This window comes from Mesorhizobium sp. CC13 (genome assembly GCF_039907765.1).
In the GTDB taxonomy this organism is placed as follows: Bacteria; Pseudomonadota; Alphaproteobacteria; order Rhizobiales; family Rhizobiaceae; genus Aminobacter.
This window is the reverse complement of record NZ_JARDJI010000004.1, coordinates 53,383-77,092: the sequence shown is the minus strand read 5'-3', so window position 1 is coordinate 77,092 and position 23,710 is coordinate 53,383. Positions and strand designations below refer to the sequence as shown.

Here is a 23,710-nt window from a genome sequence, read left to right as displayed (position 1 = left end):
GCCAAGGTTAGGAGTTCGATTGCATCGGAGCATCGGTCTCTTCCGAGGAGGCACCCATGAGACGTGTTGTCGTACCCTTGATCATCCTGGCAGCACTGCTGCCAGCTTCCGCCATGGCGCAGGACTTGTCCGCGCCGCAGCAGACCCAGCCGTTCCAGGTACCCGCCCTCGACCCCGACCAGGTCTATTCGGACGTGGTGGTCATTCAGTTCGAGACGCTGCCGCCGTCGACCCAGAAGGAGGTGGGCGACATCGTCAACGAGACCGACGCAGCGCAGTTGAAGGAGCTGCAAAGCGTCGTCGGCAACTCACGCCAGGCCGTGCTGACCCTGGCTTCCGTCGGCTTGGATCCCAGCCAGGTCGTCGCGGCGGGCGTGACCGACGAGGGGGTATTGACCCTGGTCGTGCAGCAGACGGCGTAGGGTCCGATTGCCGGCATCCATCTTTTCGGAACCGGGCCCTAGTTGCGTGAACCGGCGCGACGCCCGACATTGTTGGGTGGCGGTTGCCGGCGCCTGGCGAGCAGGCGATCGAGGAAGGTCGAGGAGACGATCGCGGCAGCGGCCTCGGTACCGTTGTCGGCGCCGGGCGCGCGATGGCGTTTGCGCAGCCGTGCCGCATCCTGCAGCATGGCGCCCGCCCATCGGTAGACGTTGTTGGTGCGGACGACTTCCCTCAGCCTTTGCATCCGCTCGCGCTGTTCGTCGGGGGGCATGGTTATGGCACGCAGCATCGCTTCGCCCATCGCGGCCGGGTCGAAGGGATTGACGATGAGCGCATCCAGGAGTTCACGCGAGGCTCCGGCGAACGTGCTGAGGATCAGCACGCCCTGTTCGTCGTCACGCGAGGCGACGAACTCCTTCGCCACCAGGTTCATGCCGTCATGCAGGCTGCTGACCACGCAGGCATCCGCGGCGCGGTAGGCGGTGTAGATGTCGCCCTGGTTGTGATGCTCGTCGAGCAACACGATCGGGCGATAGGTGTCGTTGCCGAAGCGGTCGTTGAAATCCTCGACGAACGCCAGGCATTCCTCGTGCAGGTGCCTGTAGGCCGGCAGGGTACCGCGGCTGGGCGCTGCAATCTGCAGGAAGACCAGCTGGCCGATCCATTCCGGATGGCGCAGGAACAATTGCTCCAGGGCAAGGAAGCGGTCGACGATGCCCTTGGTGTAGTCCAGCCGCTCGACGCCGACCAGCAGCCTCGCCCGCGGGTCGAGATGGAGGCGCGAGAATATCGTCTCGCGGCACTCCTCCACCGAAGGCTGCGATTGCAACGCCATCGGCGGCCATTCGATGGAAATCGGATAGGGATGCACCAGCGTGGTCTGGCCGCCATGGGAAATCGACGAATGCTCGCGCTCGATGCGGCTTTCCAGGAAGCGATCCACGCTTTCGGTGAAGTTGTTGCAGTGGAACTGGATGTGGAAGCCGACGATCGAGCTGCCGAGCAGGCCGTCGAGGATCTGCTCCCGCCAGGGGCAGATGCTGAAGACTTCCGAATTGGGCCACGGAATGTGCCAGAAGGTGATGATGGTCGCTTCGGGCAGCTTGTCGCGCACCATGCGGGGCAGGAGCGCGAAGTGGTAGTCCTGGACCAGGACGACGGGGTCCGGGCCGCGGGCCTCCTTGACGATGCGGTCGGCGAATTTCTGGTTGACCGCCTTGTAGGCCTCCCAGTCGGATTCACGGAACACCGGCCGGGTGAAGACGATGTGGCAGAGCGGCCAAAGTCCGTCATTGGCAAAGCCGAGATAGTAGCCTTCCTGCTCCTCTTCGCTCAGCCACACGCGGCTCAGCGTATAGGCCGGCCGGCTCGGCGGAACCGGGACGCGATCGTGCTCGTCGACGACCATGTGATCGGCGGTGCCGCCACCGTGGGCGATCCAGGTGCCCGCGCAGGCGCGCATGACCGGCTCCAACGCCGAAACGAGGCCGCTGGCCGGGACGATGAGTTCGACCTTGCCGTCCTTCAGATTGTGGATGTAGGGCTCCCTGTTGGAGACGAGGATGATCTCGGCGTCGGGCAGTTCGCTGTCTATCACATGGCGCATCATCTCGGGCGACCAGGCGGTGAGGGGGCTGTCGGCCACACGGCTGTTCTGCTCGAATTCCGGCAGCAGCTGCCGCGGCGGCTCGTCCATCGGACGAGGCTGCTCGACCGCGCGTAAAGGCGCGTTTTGATCGATCTCCGACTGGGTCAGCCGAAGACCCGAGCCGCGCCGCAGGGCGGCAAGCGACGTCCACATCGCCACGACCGATATCGCCAATGCGGCGGCGGCCAGGCCTATCAAGGTCAAGAATGCAGTCTCAACAGTCATACCGCTGGTGGCGTTGCCGGACTTTTCTGGAATGGTGCCGTGCCATGCGGCACGCAGTGAGAACTCCCGTGACGGCGATGGGTTCCCAGGGATCGCCGATTTGATCAGCTGCGCACCACCAGCGGCGCAAGCCCTTCGTCGCGCGAATCGAGGAAGGCCGCGACGCGATCCCCCACCCGCTGGAAGTGCAGATCGACCTCGGCATTGCCGACACCGAGGCGCCGTACGGACAGGTGGTCGATGCCGATGGGCAGCCGCGGGCGGGTCACGCGGATCTCGCCCCTGAAGCCGTCGATCTCGATGCCGAGGCAAGCCTGCATGAGCATGAATGCCGATCCGGAGGACCACGCCTGCGGCAGGCAGGCGACGGGATAGGCCACCGGCGCCTCGCCGGGCGAGCGGGTGAAGCCGCAGAACAGTTCGGGCAGCCGCATGTTGAAATGCACGGCCGCTTCGAAAGTGCCGCTCATCAGCCTTACCACCGCATCGCGGGCGCCGTAGCGTGCCATGCCGGCGCCGCAGATGGCCGTGTCGTGGGGCCATATCGAGCCGTTGTGATAGGACATCGGGTTGAAGGGAACCTCGTCGTCGGCAAGCGTGCGAATGCCCCATCCGGTATGGAACGACGCCGTGAGCAGTTCATCGGCGAGCGCCCGGGCCCGCTCGGGCGCCGGCAGCTCGACGTAGAGCAGGTGGCTGGCGTTCGATGCCCGGACCTCGCACCGCTTGCCGTCGCCATCCAGCGCCATGGCGTAGAAATTGCGCTTGTCCATCCAGAAATGGCGTTCGACCGACTTGCGCATGCGTTCGGCGCGGTCGCTCCAGTGCTGGGCGAGGGCCGTCTCGCCGCGAATTGTCGCCAGTTCCGCCAGGCCACGATAGGCGGCGAAGACGTAGCCCTGCACCTCGACAAGCGCGATCGGCCCCCTCGGGATGCGGCCGTCGGCGTGGAAGACCGCATCGAAACTGTCCTTCCAGCCCTGATTGGCGAGCCCGGATTCGGCGGCGCGCTGATAGGTGACGAAGCCATGTTCGTCGAGCGCGCTCATGGCGTCTATCCAGCCGGCAGCAGCGCAAAGGGAGGGCCACAGGCCGTCGATGAAGGCCATGTCGCCGGTCCTCCGGGCATAGGCGCTGGCCAGGTAGACGTAGAGCGGCGTGGTATCGACCCCGCCATAGTAGCGGCCGAAAGGCAGTTCGCTGAGCACCGCCATCTCGCCCTTGCGCGTCTCGTGCATGATCTTGCCGGGCTGGGAATCGCTGAACGGCAGCGTCTCGGTGGCCTGATGCTGCGCCAGGAAGGCCAGCACTCCCTTCGCCAGGCCGGGATTGAGCCATAGCATCTGCAGGGCGGAAATCACGCCGTCGCGTCCGAACGCGGTCGAAAACCAGGGAATGCCCGCATAGGGATAGGGGCCGGTGGGCAATTCGGTCGTGAGCAGCGCGATGTCGGCGCGTGCGCGCGACAGCCACTCGTTGAACACCCGGCCCGAACTGTGAAGGGTTGCGCCATGCCGGCTCTTGGCCCGCATCCGCCAGCGCGCACGGGCGGCCGCCGAGCGGTAGCGCTCGCGGCTCGGCCGGTCGACGTGTTCCGCGCCGACTTCGACGAAGAGCGAGCGTCCGTCGCGCCTGGGCAGTTCCAGGCGGAATTCGGCGCGCGTGGCGCTCAGTTGCACCGGCTGCTCGGAAAAGGAAATGACCGACTGGCGGACCACGCCGTCGAGCCCCTCGTAACGCAGCAGGACATGGCCCGCCGACGTCTCGCTGGCGAAGGTCTTGCCCCGTTTCAGGCGCGTGGTGCCGCGCACCTCGAACATGTCGCGGAAGTCGGCATCGAACTCCAGGGCAACGGGAACCTGGATGTCGCGGTCGCTGTAGTTGGACAGCCTGATCCGCTCGAACATGCGGTCGTCCCAAAGCAGGCAAGAGCGTTCGATGTGCAGCACGCCTTGCGGCATCGGCGGGGCCGGCTCGAGCTCCAGCGGCACGTTCGTCAAATTGGCGGTGAAGATGATGTTGTCGTGGCTGAGCGACGCGCCGAGAAGGGTGGGCTCCCTTCCGCCAACCGTCAGCCGTAACAGGGACAGGACGCGCGTGTCGTCGCGAAACAGGCCGTCGCCCCGGCCTTGGATGTCGCCTCGATCATTGGTGACGACGAAGCAGTCGCCATGTTTCAAGGCGAACTGCCGGTGCGGGTTGCGCGGCGGCGCGTCGTCGAGCGTCGCGAGCGCGACCGCTGGATCAAGCTGGCGTTCGTCGAGTTGTGCCATTCATCCCATCCCTCGGGTCGTTCGATCCCTGATCCGCAAGACGTCAGGCGCCGTGCATGGCCAGCAGGCGCGCATAGGCATCGGCGTATTGCCCGACCATTCGTTCGGCCCCGAAGCGCCGTTCGAACACCGCGCGAATCCGGGCGCGGTCAAGCCTTGCGACGCGATGGACAGCCACCACCGCCGCCTCGATCGTGTCGACGACGGCGCCGGTCTCGTCGTCGACGATCTCGCCCGTCGCGCCGCAGTTCCAGGCGACGACCGGCGTGCCCACGGACATCGCCTCGATCACCGCCAGGCCGAAAGGCTCCGGCCAGTCGATCGGAAACAGCAGAGCCGTGGCCTTGCCGAGGAATTCGTCCTTCTCGGCCTCGCCGATCTCTCCGATGAATTCGACGTTCGTCCCGTCGACCAGTGGCTCGACCGTCTCGCGAAAATAGTGCTGGTCATCGTCGCCGATCTTCGCGGCTATCCTGAGGCGATAGCCGCTCCGCAGCGCGATCTCGATCGCCCTGTCGGGCCGCTTGTCGCGGGAGACCCGCCCGAGAAAGGCCAGGTAACCGCCCTCTCCATTCCATTGAGGCTGTGAGTGCGGGCGGGCCGGCAGGCCGTGGTGGATGGTGGCGAGCCAGTTGGCGCCGGCGAGGGGCAGACGCTGGTTGTTGGAGATCGAGATCATCGGAAAGCGCGGCCAGAGCCCATAGGCGCCGGCGAGATCGCGATAGTCGAGCCGGCCATGCGGGGTCGTCACCGTCTTCCACGCGATGTCCTCGAAGAACGGGAAATGCAGGAAGTGGCTGAGATGGAAATGGATGACGTCGAATTCCGACGCGCGTCTGCGGACCTCGTGCAACTGCGCCAGATGCGCCGCGATCGCCGAGGTCGGCGGGTTCGGATCGAGACGCAGGGCGCAATCACGGGTCGCCGCCAGGGCGGCACGCGTGGTTGAATCGCCGCTTGCAAAGAGCGTGACGTCGTGGCCGGCCTCGACAAGCCCATCAGCCAAGAAGGAAATGATCCGCTCGGTTCCGCCATAAAGCCGCGGCGGCACGCTTTCGTAAAGCGGAGCAACCTGGGCAATCTTCATCGCTCGTCCTTCGGCCTCTTGCACGTCCGCCCGATCCTGAAATCGATCGCGGCGCCGATGGTTCCCCGCGGAATCGGTCTCGCCGACCGCATTTTGTCGGAGACTCGGGAACGAACTCCGGCCTGCCCGATTATTGAACGACCCTGTAACGACCGGCATAACCCCATGTATGCGTTGGCCCTTGCCACCGATTATGACGAAACGCTCGCCGACCACGGCACCGTCACCGAGGACACGCTGGCGGCCGTGGTGAAGTTCAAGGAATCTGGGCGGAAGCTGATCCTGGTGACGGGGCGCGAATTGCCGGACCTCGAACGGGTCTTTCCCGAGCACGACATCTTCGACCGGATCGTCGCGGAGAACGGTGCGCTGCTCTACACGCCAGCGACAAAGAAGGAGCGGCCGCTGGCACCCCCTCCGCCGCAGGCGTTCGTCGAATGCCTGCGCCGGAGAGGCGTCGTGCCCCTATATGTGGGGCGCACCATCGTCGCCACGCTGGTGCCCAATGAGACGATCGTGCTCGAGGAAATACGCAGGCTCGGCCTCGAACTCGAGATCATCTTCAACAAGGGTGCCGTGATGATCCTGCCGAGCGGCGTCAACAAGGCGACCGGGCTTGCCGCCGCGCTCGCCGACCTGGAGCTGTCGCCGCACAATGTCGTCGGCATCGGCGACGCGGAGAACGACCACGCCTTCCTGCGCGCGGTCGGCTACGGCGTGGCCGTGGCGAACGCATTGCCGACGGTCAAGCAGACGGCCGACCGTACGACGCTCGCGGCGCGCGGTGCCGGCGTCGCGGAACTGACGGGCAGGATCCTGTCCCGCGACGCCGAACTGATGAACACGATCAGGCAGCGCGTGAAGGTCGGTACCGACGCCGCAGGCGCGATCTCGGCGATCTCGCCCTATGGCGGCGGCATGCTGATCGCCGGGACTTCGGGCATCGGCAAGTCCACGCTCGCGATGCTTCTCATCGAGCGCTTCGTCAAGAAATCCTATCAGTTCTGCGTGCTTGACCCGGAGGGTGACTACGAGCACCTCGAGGACGTGGTCGTGGTGGGCGACGCGGAAACGCCGCCGAGCGTGCGCGAGATCCTGGACCTGCTCGCCAAGCCGGCCAACAACGTCGCGGTCAACATGCTCGGGCTCAAGACCGACGAGCGGCCCGATTATTTCGCCAAGCTGTTGCCCGAGCTGGCCTCGCTGCGTGCGAGGACCGGCCGGCCGCACTGGCTCGTCATCGACGAGGCGCATCATCTCCTGCCTGCCGCGCGGGTCGGCGACAGCTTTGCCCTTCCCAAGGAACTGCCGGCGACCATCCTGATCACGGTCCACCCCGACCTCGTGTCCAAGGACGTCCTCAAAACCGTGGACGTGGTCGTGGGGCTCGGGCCGGAGGCGGACCAGGTGTTCTCCGCCTATTCCGAGGCCGTCGGCATCGATCGTCCGGAGGGGATCACGCCGCTGTCGGAACAGCAGGTCCTGTTCTGGGACCGCTGCTCGGACCGGCCGGCGAAGCCGCTCAACGTCGACAGGCCCAAGCAGGCGCGCAAGCGCCACAAGCGCAAATATGCCGAGGGGGACCTGGGCGACAACAGCTTCTACTTCCGCGGCCCTGAAGGTGCCCTCAGGCTGAAGGCCCAAAACCTGATGATGTTCCTGCACATTGCCGAGGGCGTCGACGACGCCACCTGGGAACACCACCTCCGCGCCGGCGACTACTCGGAGTGGTTCCGCGACAAGGTCAAGGACAAGAAGCTCGCGGCCGAGGCGCGTTCGATCGAGCGGAATGCCGACCTGGCACCCCCGGAGAGCCGGGCGGCGATCGCCGAGGCCGTGCGGCAGCGCTACACCGGCACGAGCCTGAACTGACATGGACACGAACCGATCATGCCGGGCGCATACGGCCATCGCAGCGGTGAAGGCGTGCGAACCGCATCGCGGGGAAGTGGGACAGACATGGTTGAAATGACGGGTCCGTCCCTTGCGCCCGACGAAGCTCCGACGCCCGCGGCGAAGCGCGATGAATTCGGCCAGCACGATCCCCGACTGCTGCTTGCCGCCCTGGCGGTGCCGGTCTGCATGACGGATGCGGACGGAACGGTCGCCTGGTTCAACGACGCGGCCGTGGAGATGTGGGGGCGGACGCCGCCCAAGGATGCCAAGTGGTGCGGCGCACTGAAGCTTTTGACGCCCAACGGCGATCCGCTCGGCCGCCACGAGTCGCCGACGGCTCTCGCCCTGCGCGGCAAGAAGGCAATGGCGGCGGTGGAGGCGGCGTTGATCCGGCCCGACGGAAGGGTGGTCCCGTATCTGGCCTATCCTGCCCCCATCCTCTCCGATTCCGGCGAGGTCGCCGGAGCGATCAGCATTCTGATCGATATCTCCCAGCACAAGAGCGCCGAGGAACAGGTGCATCGGCTGGCGGCGATCGTCGAGTCGTCGGACGATGCCATCGTCAGCAAGGATATCAGCGGTTACATCAAGAGCTGGAACGCAGGCGCGGAGCGGCTTTTCGGATACAGCAGCGAGGAAGCGATCGGACAGCACATCAGCATGCTCATTCCGGAAGATCGCCTGGCCGAAGAGGACCACATCCTCGGACGCATACGCGCCGGGCAGCGGGTCGACCATTTCGACACCGTCCGCAGGCGCAAGGACGGCAGCCTGGTACCGGTCTCGCTTACGGTTTCGCCGATCAGGACCGCCTCGGGCAGGGTGATCGGCGCATCCAAGATCGCCCGGGACATCACCGAGCGGAGCGAGCGGGAAAGCCGCATCAGGTTGCTGATGCGCGAGGTGAACCATCGGGTGAAGAACCAGTTCGCGGTGATCCTGTCGATGATCCGCGAGACGCGGAAGAACTCGGTGGACACGCTGGCATTCGAAAGCCAGATCCGTGAGCGGATCATGGGACTTTCGCGGGCGCACGACCTGCTCGTGGAAGGCGAATGGCGCGGCGCCACACTCCACGAACTGGTAGCGAGCCAGGTCATGCCGTTCGCCCGGAAGGACAAGATCTCGTTCGCGGGCGAACGGATCGTGCTGTCGGCGGCGGCGGTCCAGAGCCTTGGCATGGCGTTCCACGAATTGTCCACGAACTCGGCGAAATACGGTGCGTTGTCTACTGCCAGGGGACGCGTCGCCGTCGAATGGCAAGTCGCAGGCACGGAATTCACCTTGCGATGGACCGAACGGGGAGGACCCAATGCCGGCGCCAGCGCCGGCTCGGGCTTCGGCCGCACAGTGCTCGAACGCGTGACGCCCATCTCGGTGGGTGGAACCGCGGCGCTGGTCCTGGACGCGGACGGTGTCTGCTGGACGCTGACGGCGCCTGTCGCTTCGATCCAGGCCTGACCTGGCGCGCGTTCGCCTCAACCGTTGCGGCCGGCAATCCTGATCCGCTGGTCCCTGGCGAACTTCTCGGCCCATTTGCAGTGATCGAACGTGTAGTCCGTCTGGTCGCCGTCCTCCAGGACCCGGACGATCCAGACATCCTCGGCTCGCTTGACGAACACGTGGTTGCCACCAAACTGGAGAATCTCGGCCATTGCGCTGTTCTTTCGGACGAGCGGCTGAAAGGCTAGGCGCTCGTTTTGCGAACGCGTCTCCCTGGCAAAGGTTCCGCCGTGGCGCGGAGCCAGGCCAGCGTCCGCGCCTCGTCCCGGTCCAGTTCCGCCACGCGAGGATGGCCAGCCCTGCGCAGCCCTTCCTGCAGCCGGCCTTCGGCCCAGGCGCCGATCACTTCGGGATGGATGTATCCCTTGCGGCAGACGGTGCGCGTATTGCCGAGGCTTCTCGCGACCTTGTCGACGACGGTGTTGCGGGCGCGCCTCCTGGCGGCTTCGCCGGACGGGAGCGGCAGGCGCGAAAACAGCGCAAGCGCCCGGACCGTGCCGCCCCAGGTCCGGAAGTCCTTGGAACTGAAGGGGAGGCCGCACGCCGCGCGGATGTAGCCGTTGACGTCCTCGGAGGTCACGGCAGACCGCCTGCCATCCTCATCGAGATACTGGAACAGGTCCTGCCCGGGCAGGTCCTGGATGCGGCGGACGATCCCGGCCATGCGCCTGTCGACGAGCCGCAACCGCCATTCCCTGCCGGACTTGCCCTTGAAGGCAAATCTGAGTGTCGAGCCGCGGATGTCGACATGCCGGTCGCGCAGCGTCGTCAGGCCGAAGCTGCCGTTCTCCCGGGCATAGGCCGGGCTGCCGACGCGGATCATGGTGTTGTCGAGCAGCCAGACGATGGAGGCGATCACCTTTTCCCGCGGCAGCCCTCGCTTGGCGAGGTCGCGCTCCACCCGCCGCCGGAGTTTCGGCAGCGCCCGCGCGAACTCGCCAAGGCTCGAAAACTTGACCTCGTCGCGGATCGCGGTCCAGCGGGGATGGTAGCGGTACTGCTTGCGGCCGCGCGCGTCGCGCCCGGTCGCCTGGATGTGCCCCTTGCCATCGGAACAGATCCAGACGTCGGACCAGGCCGGAGGGATGGCGAGGCCGCGGATACGGTCAAGCTCGGGCTTGTCGGCCACCCAGCGGCCATGGGCATCCTTGTAGCGGAAGCCCTTGCCCGCCGGGTGCCGCGTCGTTCCGGCCTCCTGGTCGCCGACGTATCGCAGGGATGCCGCGCCCTCATGTCCGGACGCCGCCGGACAGGCTTCAGCGTTGCGGTGCATCGATTCCTCCGGGCATGGTCGTCTTCCTCGCGGTCACGGCACAACAGGCAGGCGTGCCGAGGGTTCCGATCGAAGCGCCAGGATTTCGTAGAGGAACCGTCGCGGAGGCGGGGCGTTGGGTTCTTGAAGAACCATGGGAGAATGACATGCCACGCGGCGACAAGGACAAATATACGGACAAGCAAAAGCGCAAGGCGGAGCACATCGAGGACAGCTACAAGGAGCGGGGAATATCCGACGAGGAGGCCGAGCGCAGAGCCTGGGCCACGGTCAACAAGGAGTCGGGCGGCGGCAACAAATCCGGCTCCGGACGCGGCAAGGCCGACACCAACGTGTCGGCAAAAAAGGGGGGCCAATTGGGCGGGGAAGCTTCGGCCCGCCGTTCGGCAGCCTCCCGTTCGGCATCTGCAAAGAAGGCCGCCGCCACACGCAAACGCCGCGAGGCCCACTGAGGATCTGGAGGTAGCCCGATGGCCGCGAGCAAAGCCGCCGCAGCAGCGCGACGACAGCAATCCGTCCAGAAGAAGGTCGAAGCAGACGACCGCAAACGCAAGGGTGGCAATGGCGGGCAGGCAATGCAGGCCGGAGCCCGGCTCTACCCCGTTCCCCCGTTTCCCAGGCAGCATCTGCCGAAACCGGGAAAGGAGTCGCAAGTCGACCCGGCTCCCCTCTACGATGCACCCTATTACATCGGCTCCGGCAAGCTCGCCGGGAAGGTGGCGCTGATCACCGGCGGCGACTCCGGCATCGGCCGCTCCGTCGCGGTGCTGTTCGCGCGCGAGGGAGCCGACATCGCCATCGGCTACCTCAACGAACACGAGGATGCCGAGCGGACCAAGGCGGCGGTCGAGGCCGAGGGCGGCCGATGCATCCTGCTGCCCGGCGACGTCAGCAAGCGCGACGACTGCCAAAAGGCGGTGGCCGAGACCGTGAAGAAGTTCGGGCGCATCGACATACTGGTCAACAACGCGGCCTTCCAGGTGCATTCGCGCGAGCTGGCCGACCTCACCGAGGAGCACTTCGACATAACGCTCAAGACAAATCTCTACGGCTACTTCCACATGGCGCAGGCCGCGGTCGCGCACATGCAGCCGGGTTCGGCCATCATCAACACCGGCTCGGTCACCGGCATCGACGGCAGCAAGGAACTCATCGACTATTCGATGACCAAGGGCGGCATCCACGCGTTCACCCGCGCGCTCGCCGCCAATCTCGTCGACCGCGGCATCCGGGTAAATGCCGTGGCGCCCGGCCCGGTGTGGACGCCGCTCAATCCTTCCGACAAGCAGGCGGCGGACGTATCGATGTTCGGCGCGAAGACGCCGATGAAGCGTCCGGCCCAGCCCGAGGAGATCGCGCCCGCCTATGTGTTCCTGGCTTCGCCGCACTGCTCCAGCTACATCACGGGAGAGATCCTGCCGATCATCGGCGGATACTAGCCACCGAACTCGCCGCTGCCTTCCCGACCGCTACCAGGTCTGCCAGGAAGCGCCGCCGTTCGGCGCGACGGTCGGCCGGGTCGCGGATGCGGAGGATGAACGAAGGGTGGATCGTGATGAAGACGGGCAGCCCGTCATCACGCGTCATCGTCTCGCCGCGCAGCCTGGTGACTGCAATCGGCTTGCCGATGAGGGAATGGGCCGCTGTCGCGCCCAGCGCCACTGCAAGCCGGGGCTTCACGATCTTCAGTTCCTTGGCGAGCCACCAGTGGCAGGCCCGCATCTCGCCGACATTCGGCTTCGAATGGATGCGGCGCTTGCCGCGCGGCTGGAATTTGAAATGCTTGACCGCATTGGTGACGTAGACCCTGGCCCGGTCGAGGCCCGCTTCTTCAAGGATGGCGTCGAAGATGTCGCCGGCGGGACCGACGAAGGGCTTGCCGGCCAGGTCCTCGCGGTCGCCGGGCTGCTCGCCGACGAAGATGATATCCGCCCTTGGCGGCCCCTCGCCGAAGACCGTCTGGGTGGCGTCGCGCCACAGCGGGCAGCGGCGGCAGGTCCTGGCGCTCTCGCGCAGCGTGTCGATGCTCGCATCCTCCTCGAGCGCCGGGGGCATGAATGCATCCGACTGCGCGTCATCCCCTGACGAAGGCACCTTGCCACGTTCATCGGGTCGGAGGGACGCAAAGCGGAATCCGCCTTTGCCAGCCATCGCGAACTCCTCTTTCGGGCGACCGGGACCAACGGCGGCCGCGGCCGGATTGTTCCGCCAGGCCTGCTTCAAAGCGACGATCGCGGTCCCGCCGATCAACCGCCCACATCGCCGACCGAGGCCAATGCGCCAGGGAAAGTTTTTGGGAACCTTGGCCCTCCACGCCGGATTAGCCTCTTGAGGGATGTTCAGACGAGGAGACTTGTAATGACAGGTATCATCATCAAGAGCGTCATCGCCTTGGGCCTCAGCGTCGCCGCCGGGCCTGTTCTGGCGCAGACCGAGCAACCGGCTCAGGGCCAGACCACCGAGTGCCCGGCAGGCTCAAAGGCCGAGAACTGCTTGAAGCCCGAAGGCAAGTCGCCAAAGGGCGCCACGAGCGAGCAGCAGGGCGGTGCCGCGGGCGAGGGAGCGGCACAGCCCAAGCAGCAGGCCAAGCAGCCCAAGGCAGGCGAACAAGCGCCTGAGGGCGAAGCCGCCGGAGAGGCGACGCAGGGCGGAGCGACGGCCGAGCAGCCGAAGCAGAAGGCGCAGGGCTCCGGAATGGAACAGCCCGCTCAAAGTGGCGCCGCGCAGACCGAGCAACCTGCACAGAGCGGGGAGGCTCAGCAGAGTGGCGAGTCGTCGACGACCCAGAACGTCAACGTGACCGTGGAGCAGAAGACCGAGATCACCCAGGTGATCAAGGAAACGCAGGTCGCGCCGGTTACCGTCAACTTTGACGTGGCGGTCGGCGTTGCCGTGCCGCAGACGGTCAAGGTCAAGCTGAGACCGCTTCCGGTACGGATCGTCAAGATCGTTCCGGCCTATGAAGGCTACCTGTTCTTCCTGCTGGCGGACGGACGGATTGTGATCGTCGAACCGTCGACCCTGAAGATCGTCGTCATCCTGGTCTAGGCGCCGTCGTCCGACCCTGCCTGTCGGCGAATGCCGGCAGGCATCCCGCCATGCCCTTGCGCTGTCAAATACAGGCAAAAGTCGGCAAGGCTGCCCGTTCGTCGACATTTGCACGCGAGGCGGGAACTTTTCGGCGGCGTTGTCGATTTGAATCGGATGCGAAACCAGGCGATCCAGATCGTGCGGTCGAGGCGAAAACCGCCTCGATACTCGTTCGTCATCCCGGTCAACAACGAAGAGGAAGTCCTGCCGCTGCTGGTCGAAAGGATCGGCGGGCTGTTTTGCCGGCTGGACGGCGAGGCGGAGGCGATCTTCGTCGACGACGGCAGCCGCGACGGCAGCGTGGAGTATCTCAGGCGTTTGCTCGAGCATGAGCCGCGGTTTCGGCTCATCGAGCTCTCGCGCAATTTCGGACACCAGATCGCCATCACCGCCGGGATGGACGCCGCGGCCGGCGACGCGGTCATCGTCATGGATGCCGATCTCCAGGACCCGCCCGAAGTGGTGCTCGATCTCATCGCCAAATGGCACGAAGGATACGAGATCGTCTATGCCCGGCGCATCAGGCGCGAGGGCGAGACCTGGTTCAAGCGTGCGACCGCGAGCCTCTTCTACCGGCTGATGGGGCGGATGACCACGGTGGACATTCCGCGCGACGTCGGGGATTTCCGGCTCGTCGGCCGCAGGGCGCTCGAGACCTTCCAGAGCATGCCCGAACACGACCGTTTCGTGCGCGGCATGTTCGCCTGGATGGGCTTCAAGCAGACGGAGGTGCTCTTCGAACGGCCCGCTCGCGCGCGGGGCGAGACCAAGTACCCGTTCTGGAAGATGCTGCACCTCGCCGTCCGCGGCATCGTCAGCTTTTCCGACACCCCCTTGCGGATGGCGCTGTGGGGCGGGCTGACGATCTCGTTCGTCGCGATCGCCTATGGCGTCTACGCGATCCTGGCCTGGACCTTCGAAGCCGGGGTCATCGCCGGCTGGACGTCCACGGTCGTCATCGTGTCCTTCCTGTGCGGCGTCAACTTGTTCATGACCGGGGTGGTCGGGCTCTATGTCGGCGGCATCTATGCCGAGGTGAAGCGGCGGCCCCTCTACGTGGTTTCCCGCGCGAGCGGGTTCGACGACAAGCGGCCGGCGGGTGAGGAGCGTGCGTTCGCGGGCCTGGCCAATCGGAGAGCCGGCTAGTGTCAGAACTGTTCGACGGCTACGGGTCCAGCTATGGCGAAGCGGTCGCGCGATCCATCCGCTTCTCCGGTCTCGGGCACGACTTCTTCCTCGGCGCCAAGGCCGACCTGCTCAGGCGGCTGGTCGACGAGCGGCAACTGCGGCTCGGCGGCGAGCGCGTGTGCGCGCTGGACATCGGCTGCGGCGTGGGTTCGCTGCACCCGCATCTTCGCGGCATCTTCGATCGACTGCACGGCTGCGACGTGTCCGAACAATCGATCGAGCGCGCCCGCCACTGCAATCCGGACAACGAATACGGCGTTTGCACCTCGAACCTGCTTCCCTATCGGAGCGCTACGTTCGACATCGCCTTCGCCAGCTGCGTCCTGCACCATGTTGCGCCGACGTCCTGGCCAGGCTTCGTCGAGGAGATGCGGCGGGTGGTGCGGCCGGGCGGGGTGGCCTGCATCATCGAGCACAACCCCTTCAACCCGCTGACGCGCCTTGCGGTGATGCGGTGCCCGTTCGACGAGGATGCCGTGCTCCTGGGCGCCCGCAAGGCCAGGGCGCTGCTTGTCGGCGCGGGCTTCCGGCAGGTCCGCTCGGAGCACTTCCTGCTGTTGCCCACACCCGGCCGCATCGCCAAGGCGGTGGAACGCGGGCTCGCGGCATTTCCCCTCGGCGCCCAGTATGCCTGCAGCGCCCGTGTCTGAAAGCCGAACCGCCGCGCTGAACACCATGAAGCTGCTCGCGCGCTTCGGAGCGGTCGGCCTCTCGGCGACGGCCCTATATGCGGTCCTCGCCTTCATTCTGGGGCAAGGCGCGCATTTCGCCCCCGTCCGGGCGTCGCTCGCGGCCTATGCGGTGGCGGCCGCCTATTCCTACGTCGCCCACAAGATCGTGACGTTCATGTCGCCCGGGCAGCACCGCTCCGAAGCGCCCCGATTCCTGGTGGCAACCGCCGCCGGCTTCGCGATCGCCTATCTTGCGCCGGCGGTGCTGGTCGGATGGCTCGGGCTGCCTCCGGCATTGCCCATCGTCGTCACGTCGCTCCTCGTCCCCGTGGTCAACTTCGTCCTTCTGAGCCGATGGGTGTTCGCCGATCGGGCGCGCCGGTAGCCTGGCCCTGCACCGCGGCCTCGTCGAGCCGCAGCGAGAGCAGCTTGATCGCGCGCTTGTAGATGTCGCTGGCCGAACGGCTGGGCGGTATGGCGTCGGGATATTGCAGGATGATGTCGAGGATACTGCCACGCGCCAGCGCGGCCGGCGGGACGGCAAGGGAGACCGTCCTCGTCTCCGGCCCTCGGAGGCGGACTTCATGGGCAGGAACGCCGTTGACGAGGAACCGTACCCGCTGCTCGTTCTGCGGCGGACGGAGAACCGGCGTGAGCACGAGGGTGGCGACGACGGTCGAGCCTATGCCAGGGAGTTCCAGGCGAAGCCTCGAGATCTCGCCCAGTGAATGAGTGCCGTCGCCTGCAGGGCCCGACCAGCCGCAGACCTTGAATCCGGCGGCGCGCTTCTGCCCATCGCGGCGAAACGAAATCGTCTCGCCGAACAGATAGCGTGCCGAGGAATCGCGATTGAGGCAGGTCGTGGTCCGGTCGATGTAGAAGTCACGATAGTCGGCGTCGACGCGCGGGTTGAGCGCGACCACCAGGATGGCGGACTCGGCCGAGGCCAGCAATGCCGCAAGCGTGTAGCCGCCCAGCCGGGCGAGCCGGAAGGCGCGCGGCCCACTAGACCAGGGCAAGGTGCCCTCCCATCCAGGCCTGCGTCACGAGATAGCAGCCGGCAAGTGCAAGGGCCAATGCCGCCAGCCAGATCGGCGCCGGGCGCGACAGCAACTGTGCCGAAAGCAGGATGAGCGGGGCGAGGGCGCCGACATATCTGACCATCGACGCCAGATTGGTGATCAGCGGCAGGACGATGCACAGCGCGCAGAACAGCGCTGCCCCATATTGCCGCCGCAGCGCCAGCACAGCACACAGCGCAAGCCCGACGATGACGGCGAGCGCGCTCCATTGCGGCGCGCTCGGCAGCCAACCGCTTGTCGGCATGGCCGAGATCCCCTCCCACAGATAAAGGACGGGATTGCCGGCAACGCGGCCGAAGGCGCGTTGCACATGCACGAAGGCAAATCCGTCGCCGACGGTGGCATGCAGGAACATCATGTAGGCGAACAGGCCAAGGGGCGAGATGAGGATCGCGACCAGCAGCCGCGGCCGCGCCAGCACCCAGGCGGGAAATGACGCGAGCGCGGCGGCCGGGTGACGCGAACGGTAGTCCTGGTACATCCCGATCACGGTGGCGACGACGATGAAGACCCCGACCAGCCGGGTGGACGACAGGAGCGCCGAAAACGCGCCTGCGGTGAGGTAGTTCGAGCGCTTCAATGCCAGGAGGACACACGAGGTCAGCAGCACGAAGAGAGGCTCCGTCAGCACGCTGGTGAATTGAAACGACAGCGGACCGCTGAGCAGGAAGGCTGAATAGAGCGCGTAGGCCCTGAGGCTTCTTTCGAGCAGGGGCCAGGCGACCAGGCAGGCGGCATAGGCGGCAGCCGTCGAGGCAAACACGGCAGCCCAGAGCAGGGGTAGGGACGAGAGGTTGCCGAGCCCCCTGACCAGCAGCGGATACAAGGGGAAGAACGCCCAGCGCCCGACATTGCTGCGGTTCGGTATCGGAAAGCCTTCGTAGCCCTTCTCGGCGATGCCGAGATACCAGGAGCAGTCCCATCTGCAGAGCGCGCGCATATAGGCGGAAAGGCTGGGCTCGTCGGTCAGCGAGACGAAGGCCGCATAGCGGAGTGCCATGCCGACAAGCAGGAACAGCAGTGGAATGGCGAGGACGGTCGCCAATTCGGCATGGCGCTTCGAGACGGTTAGCATTCTCGGGACGGCCGGCTCGGTTGTCACGCCATTGCCTCTTTTCGGTGGCGACGCACTGACGCCGCGGCAGGGCCGATCGCGATCGCGCAGTCGGGCCTGGCGACACTCACCAACGGCGCGAAAGAATTCTGGTTCCCCAAGCGAAGCCTCGGGGTCGTGGGAGGCAGGGCCCGGATGGAATGCGCCTCACAGGGCAACCGCCAGCCATATCATGGCCAGTGCTGCCAGAATGACGACTACGTAAAGCCAGTCCTCCCAGGTCATGGCGCACGCGCGGCAGCGAAGTCCGCGCCTCCTCTGGGCTCGCGGAATGGGCGGGGCAGGTCCCCGCGTGTGCCGGCCAAGGTCGGCAGGCTGCCTACTATTCGATGATCTGGACGATCTTGCGGGTGCCCGGTTCGACCAGCACGGTCTGCTGGCCGATCACGACATAGCTGTAGCTGGCGCCGAGGTCGGGCGCGTCCAGCGGGGTGATTTCGACCACGTCAGGCAAGACCTCTCCCACGACCACCTGGAATCCGGCAGGAGGCACGACCGGCTGAACGGGATGCGCGATGACATACTCGCGGACGATGGTTTGCTGGGCCGGCTCCAGCACCAGAGTCTGGGCCGAGAGGCCCGAGGTGGTGGCCAGGAGCAGCAAGGTCAGGCTCGAAATTCGCAAGAACATGGAACTCTCCATAGCTGGGACATGGAGGGGTAACCCGTGATCGGAGGAGAAGTTCCGGGCCAGGGTCAGCACTGCAGGCGCCGGAGTGACGTTCACCGATGCCAGCGGTTCGCCGACGAGCGCGGATGGTATCGTTGCCTTTTCGGCTCAAATGCGAGCGCCGCGGCGTTTGGCGCGCTTGGTGAGGTTACGCGCCGATGCCGCCGTTCGCCGGTCCGGCCGGCACCTTCACCTCGGGCATTGCGCCGATGAGCATGCGGGCATATTCGCTCTTCGGAGCGTCGAAGATATCGGCGCAATCTCCCTGTTCGACGATCTCGCCGCGATTGATCAGCGCCACGCGGTCGCAAAGGTAGCGCACGACCGCCAGGTCGTGGCTGATGAAGAAATAGGTCAGCCCGAGCCGATCCTGCAGCTCGCACAGGAGGTTGAGGACCTGCGCCTGCACCGATACGTCGAGCGCGGAAGTGGGTTCGTCGAGAAGCAGCAGCTCCGGTCCCGAGGCAAGGGCGCGCGCGATGCAGATGCGCTGGCGCTGGCCGCCGGAAAACTCGTGCGGATAGCGGTGGAGATGCTGCGGGCCCATGCCGACGAGCGAAAGCAGTTCGGCGGCGCGGTCGCTGCGCTGCCTTGGCGTCAGGCCCAGGGTTTCGTGGTGGATGACCAGGGGTTCGGTGATGATGTCGTAGACGGACATGCGCGGGTTGAGCGACGCATAGGGATCCTGGAACACGATCTGGACGCGCGAGCGCATCCGCCGGAGTTCGGCATCGGAAAGCTTGCCGAGGTCCTGGCCCTGCACGCGGATACTGCCCGAGGTCGGGGTTTCGAGATGCAGGATGGATCGGGTGAGCGTCGTCTTTCCCGAGCCGCTTTCGCCGACCAGGCCGAAACTCTCGCCCTTGCGCACCTTCAGCGAGACGTTCTTCAGCGCGTGGACTTCGGCCGACTTGCCGAAGACGCCGCGACGTCCCGGGTAGATTTTCGAGACGTTGTCGATTTCGAGCATGATGTCACTCATGGACAAGCGCCTCCATCTCGGCCACGCGGATGCAGGCTGCGGAATGATCGTTGCCGACGGGCACCGATGCCGGCATGGCCGCGGTGCAGGCGGGCAGGGCGAACTGGCAGCGCGGTGCGAAGCGGCAGCCCGGCGGCGGGGTGATCAGGTTCGGCACCGAACCGGCCAGCCCGCGCAGTTCGCCGCGCTTGGTTTCCCGGGTCGGGATGGCAGACATCAGCGCGCGCGTGTAGGGATGGACGGGATTGCCGATCACGGCCGCGACCGGGCCGCTTTCGACGATATTTCCTGCGTACATGACCGCGACATGACTGCATGTCTGGGCGACGACACCGAGGTTGTGGGTGATGAGCACGACACCCATGTCGAAGTCTTTGACGCTGTTCTTGATGAGTTCGAGGATCTGCGCCTGCACCGACACGTCGAGCGCCGTCGTCGGTTCGTCGGCAATCAGAAGGTCGGGGCGTCCGATCAGGGCCATGGCGATCAGCACGCGCTGGCGCATGCCGCCGGAGAATTGATGCGGATAGTCGTCGAGCCGGGCCAGTGCGTTGGGGATGCCGACACGGACCAGCATCTCGCCGGCCAGCTTGCGCGCGGCCCGGCGGCGTTCGCGCCGACCGGCACCGGGCGGGCAATCGATCACGCTGGCATCGTGCTCTGCCGCAGCCAGCGCCACGTCGACGAGCTGCTCGCCGATGCGGAAGGCCGGATTGAGGTTCGTCGTCGGGTCCTGGAAGATCATGCCGATGCGCTTGCCGCGCAGGCGCTGCATCTGGGCCGGGCTGAGCTTGAGCAGGTCCTGGCCTTCGAGCAGGATCTCGCCCGCCGTGTAGTGGGCCGGCGGCGTGGGCTGCAGACGCGAGACCGACAGGCCGGTGAGCGACTTGCCGCAGCCGCTTTCCCCGACAAGACCCCAGATCTCGCCCCGGTTCACGGTCAGGTTGATCCCGTTCAGGACATGCGCCCGGCCGTCGAAGCTCGACATCCTGAGGTGCAGGTCGCGGATCGAAAGCAGAGGGGCGGTCATGTCAGCGCCTCGCCTTCGGATCGAGAATGTCGCGCAGGCCATCGCCGAGCAGGTTGAAGCCGAACACCGCCAGGAACATCGCCATGCCCGGCGCCATCGCCGTCCACCAGTAGTCGGGCATGTAGGAGCGCGAGACCGAAAGCAGCGTGCCCCATTCCGGCGTCGGCGGACGAACGCCGATGCCGATGAAGCCGAGACCGGCGACGGTCAGGATGGCAAAGCCCATGTCGAGCGACATCTTGACGATGATCGGCGACACGACGTTGGGCAGGATATGGCGGAAGAGGATGCGCTTGGGCGTTGCGCCGAGCGCACGGGCTGCGGTGACGTAGACCTCCTCGCGGGCCGCCAGCACTTCGCCGCGCACCAGTCGCGCATAGCCGGGCCACCACGACAGGGCGATCGCGATCACCATGTTGCCGAAGCCCGAGCCGAGGGCCGCGGCGATCGCCATGGCAAGGATCAGGCCGGGAATGGTCAGCGTGAGGTCGGTCAGCCGCATCAGTACCTCGTCGACCCAGCCGCGCGCGAAGCCGGCAATGGCGCCGACCAGCGTGCCGATCACCGATCCGATGAGCACGACGCCGAAGCCGGCGAGCACCGACACGGTCGTGCCGGCCATCACCAGCGACAGCACGTCCTGGCCCAGTTCGTTGGTGCCGAAGGGATGGGCTGCCGACGGCGCCAGGAAGCGGGAGGCGGTGTCGACGCTGCCCGCGACCTGATCGGGGTAGGGGGCGAGCACCGTGCCGAAAATCGTGAAGAAGATCACGATCGTGACAATGCCGGCGCCGAGCATGGACAGCCTGCTCTGCGAGAAGCGGAAGAAGGCGCGGCGCAGCCTGTCGCGGCGGGGCGTGCCCGGATCGTCCGCAATGTTGTGCTCGGTGGTGGTCATGAGTAGCGGACCTTGGGGTTGATGACGCCGTAGAGCAGGTCGATGACGAGGTTGGCGAAGACGAAGAGCAGGCCGATCACCAGTGCGACGCCGATCACCGGCATCATGTCCTGCGACACGATGGCCTTGGTGGCGTAGAGGCCGAGACCCGGCCAGTCGAACACGGTTTCGACCAGCACCGTGCCGCCGAGCAGCCAGCCGAAATAGAGGCCGATCACGGTCAGCGTGGCGGAGACCGCATTGCGGGCGACATATTTGGTGATGATCTTCCTCGACGGCAGTCCGAGCGCGCGCGCCGTCATCACATAGTCCTGCTGCATCACCTCGATCGTCGAGGAGCGCATCATGCGCATGATCGTGGCCAGCGGCGAGAGCGACATGGCGATGGCCGGCAGCGCGAGGTGGCGAAGCGACATGAAAAAGGCATTCCAGTTGCCCGCGATCAGTGAATCGATGGTCAGGAACCCCGTGACGAAGCGCGGCGGAATGACCACGATCGGCAGGCGTCCGCCGAGCGGCAGCCACATGAGCCACATGGCAAAGCAGAGTTGCAGCAGCAGCCCCAGGAAGAAGCGCGGCATGGAGATCGCGCCGATGGCGCTCACCTGGGCAAGGTAGTCCGGCCAGCGGTTCCGCCATACGGCGGTGACGAGGCCGAGCGGGATGCCGACCGCGACGGCGATGAACATCGCTGCGAAGACGAGTTCGAGGGTCGCAGGCAGGTAGGCTTTGATATCGGCGGCGACGGGCCGGCGCGTCAGCAGCGACGTCCCGAGGTCCCCTTGAGCGAGACCGGAGACGTAGTTGGCGTACTGCACCCAGATCGGCTTATCCAGGCCGTATTCCACGGCGAGCGCTGCGATCTCGGCTTGAGTGGCGTTTGGACCCGCGGCGAGCGCAACCGGATCGCCGGGCAGCAGCCGGGCAATGCCGAACATGATGATCGTCAGTCCGACGATGACCGGAATGAGCAGCAGGAGCCGTCGCAGGATGAAACGCAGCATTGCCGATGTCCTCTGTTTGGGATTTGGCGGGCCCGGAGGCCCGCCAAATATTCGACCTAGCCGAGCGACAGGCCCCAGGCTTCGATCGCGTTGGAGGCGACCGGCGTGAAGTGGTAGTCCTTCACGTTGTCGCGCATGGCGAGCTTGCGGCGCTCCAGCACGCCGAAGACGTCAGGCGCATCCTCGACGACCTTCTTCTGGAATTCGCCGTAGATCGCCACGCGCTTGGCCTGCTCGATCTCCTTGCGCCCCGCCTCGATCAGAGCGTCGACTTCCGGGTTCTTGTAGACGGCGTTCTGCCACGCGCCATTGCGCGAGGAGTGGTAGGCCGCATAGGCGATGTTGTCCGGATCGCCATAATTGGCCGTCTGGTAGACGGGGAACAGGTCCGGGAAGGTTTCGGGCGACTTGCAGGCGGCCACCATGTCGGGCCAGTTCATCGGCACGATCTCGAGCTCGATGTTGAGCTGCTTGAGGCTGTCGAGCATGATGAGTGCCCAGCGGCGCTGCTGCTCGAGACCCGAGACGTGGAACATCCTGAGCTTGAAGCCACCTTCCGGCTTCGCTGATTTGGCCATGTATTCCTTGGCCTTGGCCATGTCGTTGCCATAGGCGACCAGATTGGCGTCGAAGCCGAGGATGCCCGTCGGCAGCGGGCCGTTCATCAGGTCGGCGTAGCCTGCCGCGTCGAGGATCGCCTGGTAGTTCGTGGCATAGGAGATCGCCTTGCGCAGGTTGACGTCGGCGCAAGGACCCTTCTGGGTGTTCATCTTGATCGAGAAGGTGCGGTATTCCGGCTCGATGATGCTGACGACGCCGGGCGCACTCTTCAGCGCGTCCATGTCCTCGCTGGTGAGATCGGTGGCGATATGGGCCTCGCCGCGCTGGATCATCAGCCGCTGCGTGGCGGTCTCGCGCACGATCTGCCAGATCACGCCTTCGAGATTGCCGCCGCCGGCCTGCCAGGCCTCGGGGGCGCGGGCCAGCTGGTAGAGCGTGCCGACCTCGGCACGAGCCACGGCGAAGGGGCCGGAACCTGCGGTGTTGGTCATCAGGTAGGTCTCGCCGGCGTCGCTGCCGAGATTGGCCTCGACCACCGCCTTCTCGACGATGAAGATCCACGGCAGCACCTGCAGGAACGGCGCAAAGGGTGCCGCAAGCTTGAACTTCACCGTGCCGGCGTCGACCGCCGTCACGCCCTCGGCGGTGACGATGTCGCGGATCATCCACGAATTGCCCTTGGCGAGCTTCAGGGCGCGGCCGAAGGAATAGACCACGTCATCGGCGGTGACGGCATTGCCGGAGTGGAACTTGGCGGCCTTGTTCAGGACGAAGGTGTATTCAGTGCCGTCGGGGCTGACGGTCCAGCTATCGGCGATGCCGGGAGCGGGCACCGGCGGATTGCCCGAGATGCGCACCAGCGGGTCGTAGACGTTGCGCATGAAGAAGGACGCGGAATAGCCCGTCGCGGTGTGCGGATCGAAATTGGGGATGTCCTGCCCGGCGGCGATGATCAGGACGCCGCCCGACTGCGCCAGCAGCCGGCGGGGGAAGACGGTGGTGGCGAGGCCCACGCCGGCCATGGCCAGCAGGCTGCGCCGCGAGATGTTGAACTGGTCAGAGGCTGTCATT

Annotated in this window: 23 protein-coding genes; 9 read left to right on the top strand and 14 right to left on the bottom strand. The window is 66.0% G+C overall.

Features of this window, described 5'->3' with window-relative positions:
* The first annotated feature begins 56 nt into the window (after window positions 1-56).
* Complete coding sequence (locus PV773_RS08260; protein ID WP_347965885.1) at window positions 57-422, top strand: hypothetical protein; 366 nt, start codon at window positions 57-59, stop codon at window positions 420-422.
* 38 nt (window positions 423-460) lie between these two features.
* On the opposite strand, the gene PV773_RS08255 is transcribed toward PV773_RS08260, so the two are convergent.
* The 3 genes from PV773_RS08255 to PV773_RS08245 form a co-directional block, all read right to left on the bottom strand.
* Window positions 461-2,140, bottom strand: a complete 1,680-nt coding sequence (locus PV773_RS08255) for a trehalose-6-phosphate synthase (protein ID WP_347966084.1) — start codon at window positions 2,138-2,140, stop codon at window positions 461-463.
* Window positions 2,141-2,421: 281 nt separating this feature from the next.
* Window positions 2,422-4,590 (bottom strand): amylo-alpha-1,6-glucosidase, encoded by a 2,169-nt coding sequence (locus PV773_RS08250; RefSeq protein WP_347965884.1) that lies wholly within the window; start codon window positions 4,588-4,590, stop codon window positions 2,422-2,424.
* Between the two features lie 43 nt (window positions 4,591-4,633).
* A complete protein-coding gene (locus PV773_RS08245) occupies window positions 4,634-5,677 on the bottom strand; it encodes a glycosyltransferase family 4 protein (protein WP_347966083.1) in 1,044 nt (347 codons plus the stop codon).
* A gap of 165 nt (window positions 5,678-5,842) precedes the next feature.
* On the opposite strand from PV773_RS08245, the gene PV773_RS08240 reads away from it, so the two are divergent.
* Both PV773_RS08240 and PV773_RS08235 read left to right on the top strand, forming a co-directional pair.
* Complete coding sequence (locus PV773_RS08240; protein ID WP_347965883.1) at window positions 5,843-7,549, top strand: HAD hydrolase family protein; 1,707 nt, start codon at window positions 5,843-5,845, stop codon at window positions 7,547-7,549.
* 87 nt (window positions 7,550-7,636) lie between these two features.
* The gene (locus tag PV773_RS08235; protein WP_347965882.1) at window positions 7,637-9,034 is read left to right on the top strand and encodes a PAS domain S-box protein; all 1,398 of its coding nucleotides are present in this window, start codon (window positions 7,637-7,639) and stop codon (window positions 9,032-9,034) included.
* Between the two features lie 17 nt (window positions 9,035-9,051).
* Here PV773_RS08235 and PV773_RS08230 read toward each other — a convergent pair whose 3' ends face one another.
* A complete protein-coding gene (locus PV773_RS08230) occupies window positions 9,052-9,228 on the bottom strand; it encodes a hypothetical protein (RefSeq protein ID WP_347965881.1) in 177 nt (58 codons plus the stop codon).
* 32 nt (window positions 9,229-9,260) lie between these two features.
* Window positions 9,261-10,349, bottom strand: a complete 1,089-nt coding sequence (locus PV773_RS08225; RefSeq protein WP_347965880.1) for a DNA topoisomerase IB — start codon at window positions 10,347-10,349, stop codon at window positions 9,261-9,263.
* Window positions 10,350-10,495: 146 nt separating this feature from the next.
* Here PV773_RS08225 and PV773_RS08220 point away from each other — a divergent pair, with 146 nt between their 5' ends.
* Window positions 10,496-10,801 (top strand): plasmid stabilization protein, encoded by a 306-nt coding sequence (locus PV773_RS08220; protein ID WP_347965879.1) that lies wholly within the window; start codon window positions 10,496-10,498, stop codon window positions 10,799-10,801.
* An 18-nt stretch (window positions 10,802-10,819) separates the two neighbouring features.
* The gene (locus tag PV773_RS08215; protein WP_347965878.1) at window positions 10,820-11,788 is read left to right on the top strand and encodes an SDR family oxidoreductase; all 969 of its coding nucleotides are present in this window, start codon (window positions 10,820-10,822) and stop codon (window positions 11,786-11,788) included.
* Here the strand turns inward: PV773_RS08215 and PV773_RS08210 are convergent.
* Window positions 11,772-12,404: a UdgX family uracil-DNA binding protein gene (locus PV773_RS08210; RefSeq protein WP_347965877.1), complete on the bottom strand. Its 633-nt coding sequence runs from the start codon at window positions 12,402-12,404 to the stop codon at window positions 11,772-11,774. The genes PV773_RS08215 and PV773_RS08210 overlap by 17 nt on opposite strands.
* A gap of 303 nt (window positions 12,405-12,707) precedes the next feature.
* On the opposite strand from PV773_RS08210, the gene PV773_RS08205 reads away from it, so the two are divergent.
* From PV773_RS08205 to PV773_RS08190, 4 genes are all read left to right on the top strand, one after another.
* On the top strand, window positions 12,708-13,397 hold the full coding sequence (locus PV773_RS08205; protein ID WP_347965876.1) for a DUF1236 domain-containing protein: 690 nt from the start codon (window positions 12,708-12,710) through the stop codon (window positions 13,395-13,397).
* Between the two features lie 156 nt (window positions 13,398-13,553).
* Window positions 13,554-14,585 carry a glycosyltransferase family 2 protein gene (locus tag PV773_RS08200; RefSeq protein ID WP_347965875.1) on the top strand — a complete coding sequence of 344 codons (1,032 nt, stop codon included), beginning with the start codon at window positions 13,554-13,556 and terminating at the stop codon, window positions 14,583-14,585.
* Window positions 14,585-15,277 (top strand): methyltransferase domain-containing protein, encoded by a 693-nt coding sequence (locus PV773_RS08195; RefSeq protein ID WP_347965874.1) that lies wholly within the window; start codon window positions 14,585-14,587, stop codon window positions 15,275-15,277. Before PV773_RS08200 ends, PV773_RS08195 begins: the two co-directional genes overlap by 1 nt.
* Window positions 15,270-15,683, top strand: a complete 414-nt coding sequence (locus PV773_RS08190; protein ID WP_347965873.1) for a GtrA family protein — start codon at window positions 15,270-15,272, stop codon at window positions 15,681-15,683. Before PV773_RS08195 ends, PV773_RS08190 begins: the two co-directional genes overlap by 8 nt.
* Here PV773_RS08190 and PV773_RS08185 read toward each other — a convergent pair.
* The 8 genes from PV773_RS08185 to PV773_RS08150 form a co-directional block, all read right to left on the bottom strand.
* Window positions 15,631-16,317: a hypothetical protein gene (locus PV773_RS08185; protein WP_347965872.1), complete on the bottom strand. Its 687-nt coding sequence runs from the start codon at window positions 16,315-16,317 to the stop codon at window positions 15,631-15,633. The genes PV773_RS08190 and PV773_RS08185 overlap by 53 nt on opposite strands.
* On the bottom strand, window positions 16,304-17,455 hold the full coding sequence (locus PV773_RS08180; RefSeq protein WP_347965871.1) for a hypothetical protein: 1,152 nt from the start codon (window positions 17,453-17,455) through the stop codon (window positions 16,304-16,306). Before PV773_RS08180 ends, PV773_RS08185 begins: the two co-directional genes overlap by 14 nt.
* Before the next feature lie 361 nt (window positions 17,456-17,816).
* On the bottom strand, window positions 17,817-18,125 hold the full coding sequence (locus PV773_RS08175; RefSeq protein WP_347965870.1) for a DUF1236 domain-containing protein: 309 nt from the start codon (window positions 18,123-18,125) through the stop codon (window positions 17,817-17,819).
* A gap of 187 nt (window positions 18,126-18,312) precedes the next feature.
* Window positions 18,313-19,146: an ATP-binding cassette domain-containing protein gene (locus PV773_RS08170; protein WP_347965869.1), complete on the bottom strand. Its 834-nt coding sequence runs from the start codon at window positions 19,144-19,146 to the stop codon at window positions 18,313-18,315.
* The gene (locus PV773_RS08165) at window positions 19,139-20,176 is read right to left on the bottom strand and encodes an ABC transporter ATP-binding protein (protein ID WP_347965868.1); all 1,038 of its coding nucleotides are present in this window, start codon (window positions 20,174-20,176) and stop codon (window positions 19,139-19,141) included. Before PV773_RS08165 ends, PV773_RS08170 begins: the two co-directional genes overlap by 8 nt.
* A 1-nt stretch (window position 20,177) precedes the next feature.
* A complete protein-coding gene (locus tag PV773_RS08160; RefSeq protein ID WP_347965867.1) occupies window positions 20,178-21,074 on the bottom strand; it encodes an ABC transporter permease in 897 nt (298 codons plus the stop codon).
* A complete protein-coding gene (locus PV773_RS08155) occupies window positions 21,071-22,078 on the bottom strand; it encodes an ABC transporter permease (RefSeq protein ID WP_347965866.1) in 1,008 nt (335 codons plus the stop codon). The genes PV773_RS08160 and PV773_RS08155 overlap by 4 nt, the downstream gene beginning before the upstream one ends.
* Before the next feature lie 56 nt (window positions 22,079-22,134).
* On the bottom strand, window positions 22,135-23,709 hold the full coding sequence (locus tag PV773_RS08150; RefSeq protein ID WP_347965865.1) for an ABC transporter substrate-binding protein: 1,575 nt from the start codon (window positions 23,707-23,709) through the stop codon (window positions 22,135-22,137).
* Window position 23,710: the final 1 nt, after the last annotated feature.